General features: G+C 62.8%; 11 protein-coding genes and 1 riboswitch. Of the genes, 9 read left to right on the top strand and 2 right to left on the bottom strand.

Going from position 1 to position 14,748, the window contains the following annotated elements; all coding sequences use genetic code 11:
* Positions 1–4: 4 nt before the first annotated feature.
* Positions 5–1,225: a zinc metallochaperone GTPase ZigA gene (gene zigA / locus JHD80_RS00930; RefSeq protein WP_199084489.1), complete on the bottom strand. Its 1,221-nt coding sequence runs from the start codon at positions 1,223–1,225 to the stop codon at positions 5–7.
* A gap of 155 nt (positions 1,226–1,380) precedes the next feature.
* Positions 1,381–1,577: riboswitch (cobalamin riboswitch) on the top strand.
* 155 nt (positions 1,578–1,732) lie between these two features.
* On the opposite strand from zigA, the gene JHD80_RS00925 reads away from it, so the two are divergent.
* The 4 genes from JHD80_RS00925 to JHD80_RS00910 all read left to right on the top strand — a co-directional run bounded on the left by JHD80_RS00925 (position 1,733) and on the right by JHD80_RS00910 (position 5,356).
* Positions 1,733–2,731, top strand: a complete 999-nt coding sequence (locus JHD80_RS00925) for an ABC transporter substrate-binding protein (RefSeq protein ID WP_199084488.1) — start codon at positions 1,733–1,735, stop codon at positions 2,729–2,731.
* A gap of 23 nt (positions 2,732–2,754) precedes the next feature.
* Positions 2,755–3,726, top strand: coding sequence for an ABC transporter substrate-binding protein (locus tag JHD80_RS00920; protein WP_199084487.1), 972 nt, complete (start codon positions 2,755–2,757; stop codon positions 3,724–3,726).
* A 17-nt stretch (positions 3,727–3,743) separates the two neighbouring features.
* The gene (locus JHD80_RS00915; protein WP_199084486.1) at positions 3,744–4,757 is read left to right on the top strand and encodes an ABC transporter substrate-binding protein; all 1,014 of its coding nucleotides are present in this window, start codon (positions 3,744–3,746) and stop codon (positions 4,755–4,757) included.
* 89 nt (positions 4,758–4,846) lie between these two features.
* On the top strand, positions 4,847–5,356 hold the full coding sequence (locus tag JHD80_RS00910) for a GNAT family N-acetyltransferase (RefSeq protein WP_199084485.1): 510 nt from the start codon (positions 4,847–4,849) through the stop codon (positions 5,354–5,356).
* Positions 5,357–5,480: 124 nt separating this feature from the next.
* Here JHD80_RS00910 and JHD80_RS00905 read toward each other — a convergent pair whose 3' ends face one another.
* On the bottom strand, positions 5,481–5,666 hold the full coding sequence (locus JHD80_RS00905) for a PLP-dependent transferase (RefSeq protein ID WP_199084484.1): 186 nt from the start codon (positions 5,664–5,666) through the stop codon (positions 5,481–5,483).
* 69 nt (positions 5,667–5,735) lie between these two features.
* On the opposite strand from JHD80_RS00905, the gene JHD80_RS00900 reads away from it, so the two are divergent.
* The 5 genes from JHD80_RS00900 (at position 5,736) to JHD80_RS00880 (ending at position 14,712) form a co-directional block, all read left to right on the top strand.
* The gene (locus JHD80_RS00900; protein ID WP_199084483.1) at positions 5,736–6,476 is read left to right on the top strand and encodes a hypothetical protein; all 741 of its coding nucleotides are present in this window, start codon (positions 5,736–5,738) and stop codon (positions 6,474–6,476) included.
* A gap of 218 nt (positions 6,477–6,694) precedes the next feature.
* On the top strand, positions 6,695–8,752 hold the full coding sequence (locus JHD80_RS00895) for a TOPRIM nucleotidyl transferase/hydrolase domain-containing protein (RefSeq protein WP_199084482.1): 2,058 nt from the start codon (positions 6,695–6,697) through the stop codon (positions 8,750–8,752).
* Positions 8,749–10,677 carry a UvrD-helicase domain-containing protein gene (locus JHD80_RS00890; RefSeq protein WP_199084481.1) on the top strand — a complete coding sequence of 643 codons (1,929 nt, stop codon included), beginning with the start codon at positions 8,749–8,751 and terminating at the stop codon, positions 10,675–10,677. Before JHD80_RS00895 ends, JHD80_RS00890 begins: the two co-directional genes overlap by 4 nt.
* Before the next feature lie 349 nt (positions 10,678–11,026).
* Positions 11,027–12,100 (top strand): HamA C-terminal domain-containing protein, encoded by a 1,074-nt coding sequence (locus JHD80_RS00885; RefSeq protein ID WP_199084480.1) that lies wholly within the window; start codon positions 11,027–11,029, stop codon positions 12,098–12,100.
* A 2-nt stretch (positions 12,101–12,102) separates the two neighbouring features.
* Positions 12,103–14,712, top strand: a complete 2,610-nt coding sequence (locus tag JHD80_RS00880) for a DEAD/DEAH box helicase (protein ID WP_199084479.1) — start codon at positions 12,103–12,105, stop codon at positions 14,710–14,712.
* Positions 14,713–14,748 lie beyond the last annotated feature (36 nt).

Genomic DNA, 14,748 nt, shown 5'->3' with positions numbered 1-14,748 from the left:
GCCTTCAGGCCGCTTCGGCGCGATGCCAGGTGGGGAACGGATCGGGCAGGTCGCGGTAGCGTTCCGGCTTGAAGGCGATTGTTGGGGTCTCGCCAAGAAGGCAGGCATCGAGCCCGGCGCGGATCGTCGGTTCGTCCATTCCCGCGCCGATGAAGACGAGCTCCTGTCGCCGGTCGCCCCAGACCGAGTGCCAGTGGCGGTGTAGGAGCGCCTTCCATTCCGGATGCTCGGGCCAGCGGGCGCGCGGCACGGCCGCCCACCAGAAGCCCATCGCCTCGGTTCGGCAGATCGCTCCGGCGAGCGACATCTCGCCCACCCAGTCCGGCCGCGTCGCCAGCCAGAAATGGCCCTTGGCGCGGATCAGTCCCGGCCAGGTCTGCGTCAGGAAGTCGTTGAACTTCTGCGGATGGAAGGGGCGTCGTGCCCGGTAGACGAAGGAGGAGACGCCGTATTCCTCGGTCTCCGGGACATGGTCCTTGAAACCGTAGAGTTCCTTGTACCAGAGCGGGTGCTGCTTGGCCTTCTCATGGTCGAAGAGGCCGGTATCCAGCACGGCGTCGAGCGGAACCCGGCCGAAGTCTGCCTCGACAAGCTTCGCGTCGGGGTTCAGCGCGCGCACGATCTTGCGGACGGCGTCGTACTGCTCGGGCGTGGCGTCCGAGATCTTGTTGAGCACGACGACGTCGGCGAACTCGATCTGGCCAACGAGGAGATCGACTAGGGTGCGCTCGTCGCCTTCGCCCGCCGTCTCGCCGCGCTCGCGCAGGAAATCGCGCGAGCCATAATCTTTCAGCAGATGTACGGCGTCGACGACCGTGACCATGGTGTCGAGGCGCGCCACATCCGACAGCGAGAGCCCGTCCTCGTCTCGGAATTCGAAGGTCGCCGCAACTGGCAGCGGTTCGGCGATGCCGGTGCCCTCGATGAGCAGGTAATCGAAACGTCCGGCTTCGGCGAGGCGCCGAACTTCGGCCAGCAGATCGTCGCGCAGGGTGCAGCAGATGCAGCCATTGCTCATTTCGACGAGCTTCTCCTCGGTCCGTGAGAGATCGCTTCCGCCCTCGCGGATAAGGTCGGCGTCGATGTTTACCTCGCTCATGTCGTTGACGATGACGGCGACCTTCCGGCCCTCACGGTTGTTCAGGACATGATTCAGGAGGGTCGTCTTGCCGGCTCCAAGAAAGCCGGAGAGCACCGTGACAGGGAGACGGTCGGACTGGTTCATGCGCAAAGCCTTACTGGCTGACGGGTGGCTGACGCATGAAGTGCAATATTATAACATTACGAGTCAACTAGGTTTGGCGATGTTGCCGCGGGTGACTCAATCTAGCCGTCCAGGAGAATTCAGCCGTGAGCTTCCCAATCGTCACGCGCGCCGCTACAACGCTGCTCGGAACAGGTTCCGCCGCGAGGCGGATGAAAAGGGAACGCGGTTCGACACCGCGGCTGCCCCCGCAACTGTAACCGGCGAGCCGATCCCCGAAACGGCCACTGACGACGCGTTCAGCGAAGTCGGGAAGGTGGGGATTTAGCGATGACCCGGGAGCCAGGAGACCTGCCTGTTCCAGTCACCTGAGCTCGCGGCACGGGGTGTGCCAGGGCGCGGTCGTCTCCGTGACGGTGACATTCGATGAATGTTGCCGCGCGCCCGCGACCGACGGAGATCTCTCCCGAAGCTCACGGCACCGGCACCGGATGCGATGCATCCGGGTGTGAACCGTGGGAGCTTGCGATGTCGATTGGCATCAAGGGACAATATCATCCGTCGCGCCGGACCATCGCGGCGCTCCTGGCCGGGGCGGCGAGCCTCGCATCCGTGCGGCCGGCGTCGGCACAGACCCGCACCGTGACCGGCGAGGCGGGGCCAGTCCGGCTTCCGGCCGAACCGAAGCGGATCGTGGTGCTCGATGCGGGCCTCGCGGGATATCTCTTCGCGCTGGGCGCGCCGGTGGCGGTGGCGGATGTGCGCTTCCCCGACGGTCGGATCAACCGCCGCACCGGCTTCCCGCCTTTGTGGAATCGGCAGGCGACGGCGCAGAAGAGCACCGCACTGCCGCAGCGCCCCGATGCGGTCGATCTCGATGCGGTCAAGGCGGCTTCTCCCGACCTGATCATCGCCGGCGGGCGCAATCCCGGCGGCGTGCTGAGCCGGGCGGTGCTGAAGGAGCTTACGGCAATTGCGCCGGTGCTCGTCGTTCCCGCAACCTTGCCGGGCTGGCGCGAGGAGTTGGCGCTGATCGCTGAGGCGACCGGAAGGACCGACAAGGTGGGCGGACTGGTCGCGGCCTTCGAGACGCGCGCCAAGGAGGTCGCTGGCAAGGTCGCCTTGCCGGAAGGTGAGATCGCGCTTCTTCAGGCGAATGCTGCGGGCATTCATGAGGATCCCTTTGCCATCGCCGCCGATAGCGGGCTCGCCCGGACTCTGGCGGGCCTCGGCTTCAAAGTTTTCGACGCCGCAGCCAAGGTGCAGGGCGGCAAGCCAGATGCGGACGGACGGGTCATCGTGCCGATCGCCTCGGTGCTCGATGTTTTCACCGCGCCCAATCTCATCATGGTCTCGAACGGTCCGGTCAGCATGGGCCAGCTCTGCTGCGATCCGGGCTTCCGCCAGCTCGACGCCGTCATCAGCTACCGACGCTGGGAGCTCGACGAATCCGCCGTGCGGCCGGACTACCTCGCGGCGCTGCGCCTGCTCGACATGGTCGAGAGCAACTTTCCGAAGAAGGCCTGAGCGCCACGGACCGGAGGGGCATCATGATCCCGGCAACGATCTCGCGTAGGGCCGTTCTGATGGGAGTGGGCTGCGCGCTTCTCGGTGTCCGCACCGGTATCGCTCATGGCGATGACGGAGCGATCCGCGTCCGGCATAGCCATGGTGAACTCACCCTCCCGGGAGCGCCGAAACGCATCGTGGCGGCTGGCTATAGCGACCTCGCCATTGCGCGTGCCCTCGACGCACCTCTGGTTGGTGCGATGCGCTACGGCGCGGGCCTTGACGGCCACAACTTCCCCTGGGTCCAGCCGGCGCTTTCGCCCGAGATCGCGAGCGTTCCGGCGGGGCGTGTCGATCTCGATCTGCTGCGCGAGCTGGAGCCCGACCTGATCCTCGCCGCGACGGCCTATCACAGCTATGGCGATCACTATGATCGACTGGCCGAGATCGCACCGACGCTGGTCAGCGTTCGCCGGAACCTGCGCGATCCGTATGCCGACCTGACCCGGCTGATCGCCCGCCTCGTCGGTAGACCCGAGCCAGCGGATAGGCTTGTCGCGAACGCGGATGCGGCCATCGCCGCCTTCGCCGAGCGCCACGCCGCCCGGCGCGGCCGGACCATCGCCTATGCCCAGGTGACGGCGAACTCCTTCCATCCGATCGTCGACGAGACGGCGCTCGCGCTCGACCTCTTCCGCCGCATCGGCTTGAAGCCGCTCGTTGACAGGGCCGATGGCTTTGACTGCAACGGCTCCTTCATGCGCCCGCTCGCCGATCTGCGTTCCATCGGCAGCGCCGACATCGCCCTGCTGGCGCCGATCGGCAAGGCGGCTTCGGTGCGCGAATTGCTGGCACCTTTGCCGGGCGCCGGGACGCTTCCGGTCGTGGCGCGCGGCCGCGCCCATATCGTCGACACGCATCTCTACGACGCGCTGGTCGCGCCTAACCCGGTCAACATCCCCTTCATCCTCGCGCGGCTCGACACGATCCTCGCCGCGACGCCGCGCTCCTGAACGGAAAGGAATTCCCGATGAAATTCTCCTTCGCTTTCGCCATAAGCGTGCTTGCACTCGGCACTTCGGGGGCGGTCGCTGCTGGCAAGACGCAGTACCCGCTGACGCTGGAGAACTGCGGTCGCAAGATCACCTTCGACAAGGCGCCCGAGCGGGCGGTCTCGATCGGCCAGAACTCGACAGAGATCCTCCTGTCGCTGGGCGTCGCCGACAAGATGGTCGGGACTGCGGTCTGGGTCGGCCCGGTGCTGGAGAACCTCAAGGCGGCCAACGAGAAGGTGCCGCGTATTTCCAACAACCAGCCGAGCTTCGAGGGCGTCGTGAAGAACGATCCCGACCTCGTTGCCGCGCAGTTCGTCTTCGATGTCGGCCCCAACGGCGTGGTCGGCAAGCGCGAGCAGTTCGAGGAGCTCGGCGTCGCGACCTATGTCTCCCCGGGAGATTGCGCCGCCAAGGACAACTCGATGCGAGACGGCTCGCGCTCTAAGCTGTTCTCGATGGATTCGATCTATCAGGAGATCGGCGAGCTGGCCCGGATCTTCGATGTGCAGGATCGCGGAGAGGCCTTCGTCGCGGAACTGAAGCAGCGCGAAGCCAAGGCGATCGCGTCGGTTGCCGGTGGCAAAGCCGCGACTGTCTCGCTGGTGTTCTGGTTCTCATCGTCCAACGTCAATGGGGACGCCTGGATGGCCGGGAAGAACGGCGCGCCCGGCTACATCACGCAGGTGCTTGGTGCGAAGAACCCGATCCAGACCGAGGAAGAATGGCCGGCCGTGAGCTGGGAATCGATCGCTTCACATAATCCCACCGCCATCATCGTCGGCACCATGGACCGCCGCAAATTCCCCGCCGACGACCCCAAGGTGAAGATCGACTTCATGGAGAAGGATGCGGTCGTGGGTAAGCTCGATGCCGTCAAGAACAAGCGCTTCATCGAGCTCAGCGCCCAGGCGATGAACCCGACGATCCGTACCATCGATGGCATCGAGACGGTGGCAGCCGGTCTCAAGCGGCTGAAGCTGGTCGACTGAAAAGAGCTGCCGCAGACCGCTTCACCATGAGCACTCCACCGACGAACGTTGGCAGCCCTTCCGGGCTGTCTCTCCGCCCCCTGCCGGACATGGACCGTGGTGAGCGTGAAGCCGCTCGCCGCTTCTGCCTCGGAGTGATCGAGGAATTCTACGGCATCGCCTATCGCGCCGATTGGCATGCCGATCTCGACTCTCTGCTGAAAGATAACCCGCGATGCTGGTTCGCCGCACCGCATAGGGGCGCGTACTGGACCGTAGTCAACGGCGCTGGAGAGATAGTCGCAACCGCGGGGATCTATCGCCTCGATTGGAAGCCGAACCTCTCGGCGGCTTTCGCCGATCGTTATCCGCAACCGCAGGATATCGCGCAATTGGTTCGCGTGTATGTGCGCCAGGACCAACGCGGCCGCGGAATTGGTCGGTGGCTTAACGCCGTGGCAGAGGTTGAAGCAAGGAGGCTCGCCTATGCTACGCTGTATCTTCACGCGAACACCGATACCGCCCGGACCATTGCCTTCTGGCGCAGCCGAGGGTTTGAGTCGTTTGCGAGCGCCGAGGGCACTACGCATTTCGACAAGACGCTGACCCCAGAGGGATAGTAGCCTTGATCGGTGTCCTGTCTTGCGCGGGATTGTGAGTGCTCCTGGTCGCCGTACTCGTCGCGCAGCTTCGCGTTTTCGGGCGGAAATGGCGGGAGATGTCGGCGCCCAGGAGAGGGGCGAATTACTCGGCCGAGATCCCCATTCTCGGCTGCATCTCGTTGGCAAACCGTCGAGTCGGGCCGTAAACGGAATCGGTGATGAGGACGTGATCTCCTGCCGACAGGAACGTCCGCAGCGGTACCGAAATCGCGGCCAGCCCCGACTGGACAGCTCCCTTCGAAAGAACAAAAAAGGAACAATTGCCCACGCCAAGTCAAGATGCGAGTTGGCAACAGCCGGGGTGCGCGGCTAGCGTGTTGCGGCTGGGGAGGGGGAAATGCTCAATGAAAGCATCGCCGTCGAGATCAAGGACGGCAGGATCTTTATCGATGATCAGGACCAGGGCTTGGAGCGCGACGACCAGGAGCACATGCGACTGACGGCGCGCGACCTCCGGAAGGGTCACACTGTCCACATACTGGACGAGAAAAGGCTGGAAGATCGTCGTCTCTTCGGGACCGGCGCGATCGAGGGCAGTCTCGGCCTGGTCGGACAGACGCACACGGTCGAGCGCATCGAGGTCATCATCCAAGCGGCTCCCGGAGACCGGACGGACCTCGATTGGCACAGCCACATCGGCGCCTCTCTCGCGGACGGCGAACTCGATGACGAAGACAGGTGGGCCGTCCATGTCCGCGTGCCGGGCGACGTCTGGAAGCGCCTCGAATTCGATTACGACGCGGGACAGGCGCGCGAGATCGATCTGACCGTCGTCGCCCCTCTCTGGTGCAAGCGCACGCCATTCTTTCACCAGCGCAGGCCTGCGCTGAAGCTCACTCCCGATCGGAACGGAGGTGGGGGGGCCACGCAAGGAAAGACCACGTCGATCACCTGGAGGGACCGCCCGGCCATCGTCACCGGTCACGCCGCGACGTCGCCCCCCGCGGGGGGCGACGTCGCGGCAGTGACGGCCGGGTCAAGTCCTTCGATGGTCATCCTGGCCCGCCTCGTCTCGATCGTTTCGTGGTGCCTGCCGGCGATCGTAGTCTTGCTCGCTTTCATTGCCTCAAGGAGCTGACAGGCGCTGTCGATACCGATTCAATTGCCGCAGATTTTCGTCTTGAGGCGATTTCACGGAAGCCGTGAGCGCTTGGCTGGCTCCGATGAGCGCGGTGATTGACGATACGTCTTTTCGCTGCTGCCCGGCGGAATTGCAGACAATCGTAGAGCTATCGCTGCTACCACGATCGCAGGAACGATGTCCGTTGCAAAAATTATCTGAGTTGAGGACCTAACGTGCACATCGAATCCTTGAAGCTCTGGAATTTCCGCAGCTTCGCCTCGGGCAATCTACTGGTTGAGGACGAACTGGGGCCAGTTCCTGTCGAAGTGCCCTTGGAGGCCGAGACCAGCGTCTTCATCGGGCGGAACGGTGCGGGCAAGAGTTCACTTATCCAGGCGTTGCTCCGGCTTTTCGGGGAGACACGCGACGAGAGGAGCGTCCAGCCGAGCGACTTCTTCGTGCCGCCGACTGAGCGGCTGGATAGCCGCCCGGAACGCCGCCTCTTCATCGAAGCCATCTTCAGGTTTCCTGAACTCGACGTCGAGGGCGGCGAGGCCGAGAAGACCATACCTCCGGCCTTTCGCCACATGATCGTCGATAGCGAAGGGGGGCATCCCTTCGCGCGCGTCCGACTGGAAGCGACTTGGCAATTGGCCGGCACGTTGGACGGCGTCGTTGAGGAGACGCTGTATTGGATACATGCCAGCGGCGACGTGCCTTTCGGCGACGCCGATCCGCTGTTGAAGAAGCGCATGACGTCTCCGGAGCGCGGACACGTGATCGTGCGGTACATCCCCGCTTCCCGCGACGTCACCGCCTTGACCCATCTCACGGTCCGTAGCCTGGGACGAAGTCTCATGAAGGCCATCCAATGGGAGAAGAAGGAGGAGATCGGCGCGCTTATTGACAAGGCATCCCGAGAGTTGGACGGGGAAGGCGCCCTGACCCGAGTTAACGCTGCGATCAACGCTTGCTGGTCAGAGCTCAACACCGGCGAGACTGGAACTACTGCGCGGCTTTCGGTCCTTGCTCCCGATCTCCAGCAGATCGTACGAAGTGCCGCGATCCTATTGGATCCTTCCGCCACAGGCCGAACGATGTCGGTCGAGGATCTCAGTGACGGGCAGAGGTCGCTATTCCATTTCGCACTCGTGAAGGCGCTGCTCGATCTCAAGCTCGCCCTAGAAAACGACGTGCGGAAGGGGCTAACGCCACCCTTCCAGCCGGACTTCGCGCGCGCCCCAGCTTTGACGATCTTCGCCTTCGAGGAGCCCGAAAATCACCTTTCCCCTTACTTCCTTTCTCGGTTGCTCACTCAGCTCGAAGGATTGGTGAAGACCGCTCGCGTCCAGGGCGTGCTGACGAGTCATGCCCCAGCGATCGTCGGCCGGATTGAACCGACCGCGATCCGCCACGTCCGCCGGACAAGTCGGACCGGGACCTCTGTCGTCTCCAAGCTGGCGCTTCCAACAGATGATGTGGACGCGGCCAAGTTCGTGCGCGAGGCCGTGCGGGCTCATCCGGAGATCTACTTCGCTCGGCACGCCATTTTCGGGGAGGGCCCCTCCGAAGAGATCGTGATCCCTCGGATCGCGGAGGCATTGGACGTCCCGATCGACCGGTCATTCGTCGCGATCGTTCCGATCGGCGGTCGTCACGTCCATCACTTTTGGCGTCTGGTGGAGCAGTTGGGCATCCCTCAGACCACGCTCATGGACTTGGATATGGGCCGCAGCTCGGGCGACTATCGGCAATTCAAGGTTGCCGCCGAGGCGCTTCAACAATCGGGGCGCCGGCTGACGAGAAGCGAACGGGCAGACGCCGCCAAAGCCATCGCGCGCGCAGAACAAGTGCTTTCGTCCTCCTCCGAGGAGCCGGCGGATATCGAAGATATCAATTTCTGGAGCGAGGCCTTCGAAAGCCAAGGCATCTTTATGTCCGGACCACTGGACCTCGACATGCTGATGCTGTCCGCATTCCCCGAGGCATACAAGACCTTGCCGGAGGGGGCGACGGGGCCTCAGAAGCCGAGCGATCCTCGGCGGCAGCAATCTGCCGCTGAACGGTGCCTCGGAGATGACGGTTATGGGGTGTCCGCCTACACCGGCCTGCCCGAGTTAGAGCTCTTTCCTTGGTACGCCTATCTCTTTCTCGGATCCCGAGGGAAGCCGGCGACCCATCTGGCCGCGCTGTCGAGGTTGGAACCTAGAACGTTGCGTCGGGATTGCCCCGAAGTTCTGGAGCGCTTGATCGAGCACGTCGCTAGATCACTTGAGATGCCCGCAGCATGATCGAGGCCGACAAATGGAGGCCTATCGGCGTGCCGGCCATGGAGCCGGCAGCCGAGGCTGCGATCCGTGCCCGGGGCAGCGCGCTGGTCGTCGCCGGCCCCGGCACAGGCAAGACCGAGCTTCTCGGGCAGCGGGCGGCCTTCCTGCTCCAAACCGGAGGCTGCCTTCATCCGCGACGCATACTCGCTATCAGCTTCAAGCGGGACGCGGCCTCGAACTTGCGCGATCGGGTGGAACGGCGATGCGGCAGGCTTCTCGCCGGTGCATTGGATTCCATGACGTTCGACGCATTCGCCAAGCAGCTTCTAGATCGCTTCTCCGCGGCGCTTCCGTCACATTTGGCGCTCGGCGGCAGCTACGGAATCGCGGGTTTCGCGAGCCGGGCCTCGTTGAACGAACTCCAGCGTTTCGTGGTCAACGGATTGGATGAGCCGGGACATCCCGCGCATTGGGCCAAGACAATCATCGGCAAGAAACCGGTCGCCGCCAAGATCCACAGCGTCGGCCTGGACGACTTCACTCGTTCGGTACAGGCGTTATGCCTGCATCCACTTTCGATCGAGAGCCACGCGGCGTTCCTGCAACTGGTTCAGCTCCGAGCGACCTTGACAAGCGGAAATCCCTTATTGGGGTTTCCGATGATCGGCCGCATGGCCCAGGCCATCATCAACGCCAATCCTCGCATCAGGGCCGCGATCCGCGCTACCTACGGCCACGTATTCCTCGACGAGTTCCAGGACACGACGTCGACCCAATACGGGTTGATCGAATCCATTTTTGCGGGCGGGTCCGCCAGCCTCACGGCGGTCGGCGACGACAAGCAGCGGATCATGGGATGGGCAGGTGCGCGCAAGGACGTCTTCGACGCTTTCCAAGCTGACTTCCTCGCCGATCGAGGAGCGTCCGGGCGAATGAGTCTGACCCGGAACTACAGGAGCAACGAGCGTATCGTCGCCATCCTGAACACACTGAAGGCGAACCTAGCGCCCGACGAGCCCGACTTCATCGTGGCCCGACCGGCCCCGGACATGTCGCCTGACCGGATTTGCTCGATTCTCGTCGCCGACGACGCCGATAAGGAGGCGCAGGCCGTTGCGGATCGCGTGGCGCAGGCGATCGCTGCCGGCACCGATCCGCGCTCGATCGGGCTGCTCGTTCGGCAGAAGGCTGTCGATTGGGAACAGCGCGTGCGGCCCAAGTTCGAAGCGATGGGGCTCGCGTTGAGGAACGAGGACCGCGACGTCGGCGGCGCCTCGATCCAAGATCTGATGGCCGAGCCTTATTCACGGATCGTCGCGGACATGTTGGAGCTACTGATGCACCGGCACGGCGGCGCTCGGTGGACGATCGCCATGGATCATATCGCTGCCCTTGAGAACCTGTCCTTCGAGGAGACTGATGCCATCGCCAACGAGCTGGCAGAGCGTCTGGATCGCTTCCATCGAGATCATAGACTTGCCGCGAACGCAGCGCCTTCGCCTGACAACGTTCGCGGTGCGTTGGCGAACGTCGAATCGTTCCTCGGTTTGGAACGGCTTCGTGGCGTCGCCCCGCAATATGGAACGGCGGATTTCTTCCGGCGCGTGCGGGATGCCACCCGGGACTTCCTTGTCGAATGCTCCGCGGCCGGGTCTTGGGCCGGGACGATCCGGACCTTCCGCGGGGAGGGCCAGACACCGTTGATGACGATCACGAAGAGCAAGGGGCTGGAATACGATCAGGTGTTTCTGCTCGGGCTGAACGACACCGAGTGGTGGAGTTTCGACAAGGATCCCGGCGAGGGGCACTCAGTGTTCTTCGTGGCAGCCTCGCGCGCGAGGGAGAGCTTGGTGATGACGCGATGCGGCTCGGATCGGAACACAAAGATCAGTGAAATATTCGCGCTGCTCGATAAGGCCGGCGTACGGGAAGTCAGGGCAGGCTGATCGGTCCAACCCTCCTTAGCCCGATAAAGGCAGTCGTGGTGATCGTGTCCGAGCGGACGCGGTGTGGAATATCCCTCCTGTCCTGGAACATCGCGTCGGCGCATCTGGAGCGGCTTGCGTTCATCAAGCACGCGCGCGATCTCGGCTTCCGCATCGCTCTCGTCTCAAACCAAACAAGTTCAGAGCGCCCACGAGCGGCGACTCGCTCCCAGGTTGCGAATCCAGTGACTGTAAGCTCTATTCGAATTCGTCCACGCAGCTTGGTCCATGCTCTCACCCCAACCTCTCAGATGGCTTCGCCCTGATACGCGCGCGTTCCGCCGTCCGAGCTCCTTTTTGTGAGCCAAGGATGTCGGACGGAAGCGCTGATGGTCACGACGGCGAAATAATGGACGGTGAGGCGTTCGCCCGCGCCCTTGCGACGCTTCTAAACCCATCCAAGATCGACAGTGTCGTGAATTGCTGTGTTCGCGCTGTCTACGATGAGGAGTGGGAAGGGCCGCGCACTGGCTTGATGCACGTCCGATTCGCCGAGGACAAGCCGATGGTCGTCGACCTCGCTGAATTCCTGTGGCGAGAATGCATGTTCTACGCCCTCCCGAGGCGAAAGCAGGAGAAGTTCCGCCACGAAATCGAGGCGGGCGATATGACTGCGGTCGCGAACTATCACGCGGCGGTGAAAAGCCTTTTCATAGACTTCAATGCCCGGCATCCGAGCCGCGCCAGCGAGCTTGGCGAGGTGTTGGCCTACAGCCTGGTGCAGGAGCATCTGAAAGCTGCGCAGGTGGCGAGCAAGATGTCACTCAAGACGGCCGCCAACATGCCCATCCACGGTCTGGATGGCATCCACGCTCTCTACGAGAACGGCTCGCTGACCGTTTATTTCCTAGAATCGAAGCTTTCCGGAGACGGGCGTCGCGGTGTCGCTTCCTATGCGGAATCCGCTGCCGAGTTTCTGTCAGACCGCCGTCAATATCTTCGGGAGTATGAGATCGTTGCCGATCTCGGTAACCTAGACGCGCTTGAAGGAGAGGCAAGGCAACTTGCCCTCGATCACTTCGACATCATCGGCCACCCCAAACTCTCTCGGCGGGAAAGATTCGTTGGGGTCATCTGCTATTCGGAGCCGGGCCACTTCGGCCAGCGCCTGCCTATACGAGATGACCAATCCGCGGATATTCACGAGCGCGATTTCGCCGAACGGTACTCCGCCGACCACGGCGCCCTCCGTATGGTCGCGAGAAAGCAGCTATTGAAGCATAGCGCGGATCCGGCGAAGGCCATTGTCCTCTTCGTGGCGGTTCCCGACGTGCGGGCTCTCCGCAAGGCATTTTACGGGGCAATGGGTGTGACGGAGCGGGATCTGCCACTGGACGGTGATGACATCGATATCGGTGACGACGAGACCGGGAGCGAGGACTGAGCATGAGCTTCGCATTGGACCTCTCGATCCGCATGGCAGGCCACCAAGAGTTCTCAGACATCCTTGGGCGCTTGGAGCGCTCCGGAGCCGTGCAGTCGATTGCCGCCGGGCTCGAGCGGGCGTCGGAGCCCCCCTCTGACGAGGAGCTGCACAAGCTCCTCTACTGTGCCGGGGTGTTCGTGCAGACGGAACATCTCGGCTATCGACGAATGGCCCAGTCCATAGCCTTGAATGCTCTAATCGTCGCCGCCGATAACGATGGCGCCTACGAACGTGGGCGCCGAATCCTCACAGATCTCGGCAACTTCCCGGCGCTGGATCGCGTCGCCCGGCCCGGGCCCGAAACCGGATCGTCGTTCCTTGACGCACTTCGACGAACGCTTTCCCGTGAGATGAACAGCGTCCGGGTCGGATCCGATTGGTTGCCGCTGACGGACTTCCAGAAGGACACGTGGGACGAACTGCCCGGGGCCCAAGCGATTGCCGTGTCGGCGCCAACCTCCGCTGGCAAGTCGTTTCTGGTCATCGAGCATCTGTGCCGACGGATCGAGAAGGCCGATTCGTTTTGTGCCGTCTATGTCGCTCCGACCCGTGCGTTGCTATCCGAGGTCAGCGCCAAGATTCAGAAACGCCTAGGCGAAGGGCAAGCAGTCAGGGTCTCTACGGTGCCGACGGTCGACGCCTCCGCGCCAGCCAGACAGGTCTTCGTACTCACGCAAGAGCGCCTGCAAGTCCTCCTCGCGGTGTCCTCCATCACGTTCGACCTCATCGTCGTGGATGAGGCGCAGAATCTGTCCGACGGGTCTCGTGGTATGATTCTTCAGGACGCTATCGAGCAGGCGGTTCGCAGGCATGCCGCCACTCGCCTTATCTTGCTGGCACCCGGCGCAAGGGGCTTCGAGGCAATTGGGCCTACGATCGGTGTATCCGATATGAACGTGGCGCGCTCTGAGCTTCCGTCCGTCATCCAAAACAGGATCCAGGTCAGGAAGGCCGAAGCTTCGAATTTGCTCATTCTAGATTTGCTAACTCCGGAAGGACCGCGTCCTCTGGGCAATCTGAAGAGCGAGCGTGGGTTCGACGTACCAGAGAGCCGTCTTGCGGCCGCAGCGTTGGAGCTCGGATTGGAGGGCGGCTCGCTCGTCTACGCTACTGGCCCGACCGACGCGGAGAAGGTCGCCAGGCAACTAACGCACGGAAGGGTGGACGACCCGAACCCGGCCTTGGTCGACATCGCAGATTTCGTGAAACAGCATATCCATGCCGACTATACCCTCGCGGGAATGATCCGGAAGGGTGTGGCGTTCCACTATGGAAAGATGCCGACGCTCCTGCGCGAGACCGTGGAGGGGGCGTTCAGGGACGGCCACGTCAAGTTCCTTGCCTGCACCACCACGCTCTTTGAGGGCATAAATCTTCCTGCCAAGAACGTCTTCATCGACACGCCTACTAGGGGAACTGGGAAGCCTCTTGATCCCGCCGCACTGTGGAACTTCGCCGGACGAGCGGGACGAATGTCCAAGGATATCGTGGGCAACGTGTTCCTCGTTGACTATGCGGATTGGCCGGAGAAGCCCCTCGACGCCTTTGTCGGCTACGAGGTGGAATCTGCCTTCTTTCGAACGGCATCCGATGTGCCTGACCGCCTCGTTGCGGCGCTCGGGGGGGCAATGCCGCGCGAGGTGCCCAATGACGACGATGCCACGCGTGTGAGGGCGGCTGCCGGCCTTCTGATCGCAAGAGCCGCTAAGGACAATGTTCGAGAATATATCGACCGCACTCTTGGCAGTCTCGGTGCAGGCCTACGGGACACCCTAAGTGGACTGAGCATCGCAGCCAGCAAGCGTGTTGCGTTACCCGCGAGCCTACTCGCAACGAACTGGACCGTGGACCCCTTCGGGCTCCGCCGACTCTATGACGATATGCTGGAGAAGGCCACGACTGGCGACGCGCTTTCGCTAATGCCTGTCAATCCGCTGGAAGGGACGGCTTCGACGTCGTACTCGTCTATCTTCGCGAGGATTGACAGGGAGGTAAATCAAGGCAGCGAGAACTTCGCTCGTCTGGTTTCGGGCGTGGCACTCGATTGGATGCGGGGGCTGCCATATCCGGTGTTGTTGGCGAAAGCGGTCAGGCGTCAGGAAAGGCGCAATGACAAGAGGCGCGAGGCCAACAGGATCAAGCGGGAGCAGAACCCCCGCAGCAGAGTGAGGGATCCGGGCAAGATTGTCGTCGACGATGTCATTCGACGAGAGTTCGATCTAATCGAGGATCAGGTTCGGTTTCGCTTTGTCCAGCTCGGTAAGGCTTATGTCGATATTCTCGCGATGGTCCTGCGCGAAGCCGATCAAGATCAGATGGTCGGCAACATCTACGACTTCCCGTTGGCGCTGGAGTTGGGCATCTCGACCAAGTCCGGCTGGTCGTTCATGGAATTGGGCTTGTCTCGGATTGCGGCTGCCGCGCTCCAGTCGGAGTTTCCGGACAGTCGCCTGACCCCGGACGCAGCGCGGAACTGGCTTGCGGGCATACCGGACATAGGCGCGTTGCATCTTGGCCCGATAATTGTGGAAGAATTGGAACGCTTACGGCTGATACGGCCGCAGAGTTGATGTCTGCTGGTTTCGCCTTGCGATACTCGCGGCGTC

This window comes from Allobosea sp. ASV33 (genome assembly GCF_016428755.1).
Classification (GTDB): Bacteria; Pseudomonadota; Alphaproteobacteria; order Rhizobiales; family Beijerinckiaceae; genus Allobosea.
This window is presented reverse-complemented; position numbering and strand designations above follow the sequence as displayed.

What these genes read in the sequence shown, in the direction of transcription:
- zigA (WP_199084489.1), bottom strand. Translation starts at nt 1,225, where the DNA reads ATGAACCAGTCCGACCGTCTCCCTGTCACGGTGCTCTCCGGCTTTCTT.
- JHD80_RS00925 (WP_199084488.1), top strand. Translation starts at nt 1,733, where the DNA reads ATGTCGATTGGCATCAAGGGACAATATCATCCGTCGCGCCGGACCATC.
- JHD80_RS00920 (WP_199084487.1), top strand. Translation starts at nt 2,755, where the DNA reads ATGATCCCGGCAACGATCTCGCGTAGGGCCGTTCTGATGGGAGTGGGC.
- JHD80_RS00915 (WP_199084486.1), top strand. Translation starts at nt 3,744, where the DNA reads ATGAAATTCTCCTTCGCTTTCGCCATAAGCGTGCTTGCACTCGGCACT.
- JHD80_RS00910 (WP_199084485.1), top strand. Translation starts at nt 4,847, where the DNA reads ATGGACCGTGGTGAGCGTGAAGCCGCTCGCCGCTTCTGCCTCGGAGTG.
- JHD80_RS00900 (WP_199084483.1), top strand. Translation starts at nt 5,736, where the DNA reads ATGCTCAATGAAAGCATCGCCGTCGAGATCAAGGACGGCAGGATCTTT.
- JHD80_RS00890 (WP_199084481.1), top strand. Translation starts at nt 8,749, where the DNA reads ATGATCGAGGCCGACAAATGGAGGCCTATCGGCGTGCCGGCCATGGAG.
- JHD80_RS00885 (WP_199084480.1), top strand. Translation starts at nt 11,027, where the DNA reads ATGTCGGACGGAAGCGCTGATGGTCACGACGGCGAAATAATGGACGGT.
- JHD80_RS00880 (WP_199084479.1), top strand. Translation starts at nt 12,103, where the DNA reads ATGAGCTTCGCATTGGACCTCTCGATCCGCATGGCAGGCCACCAAGAG.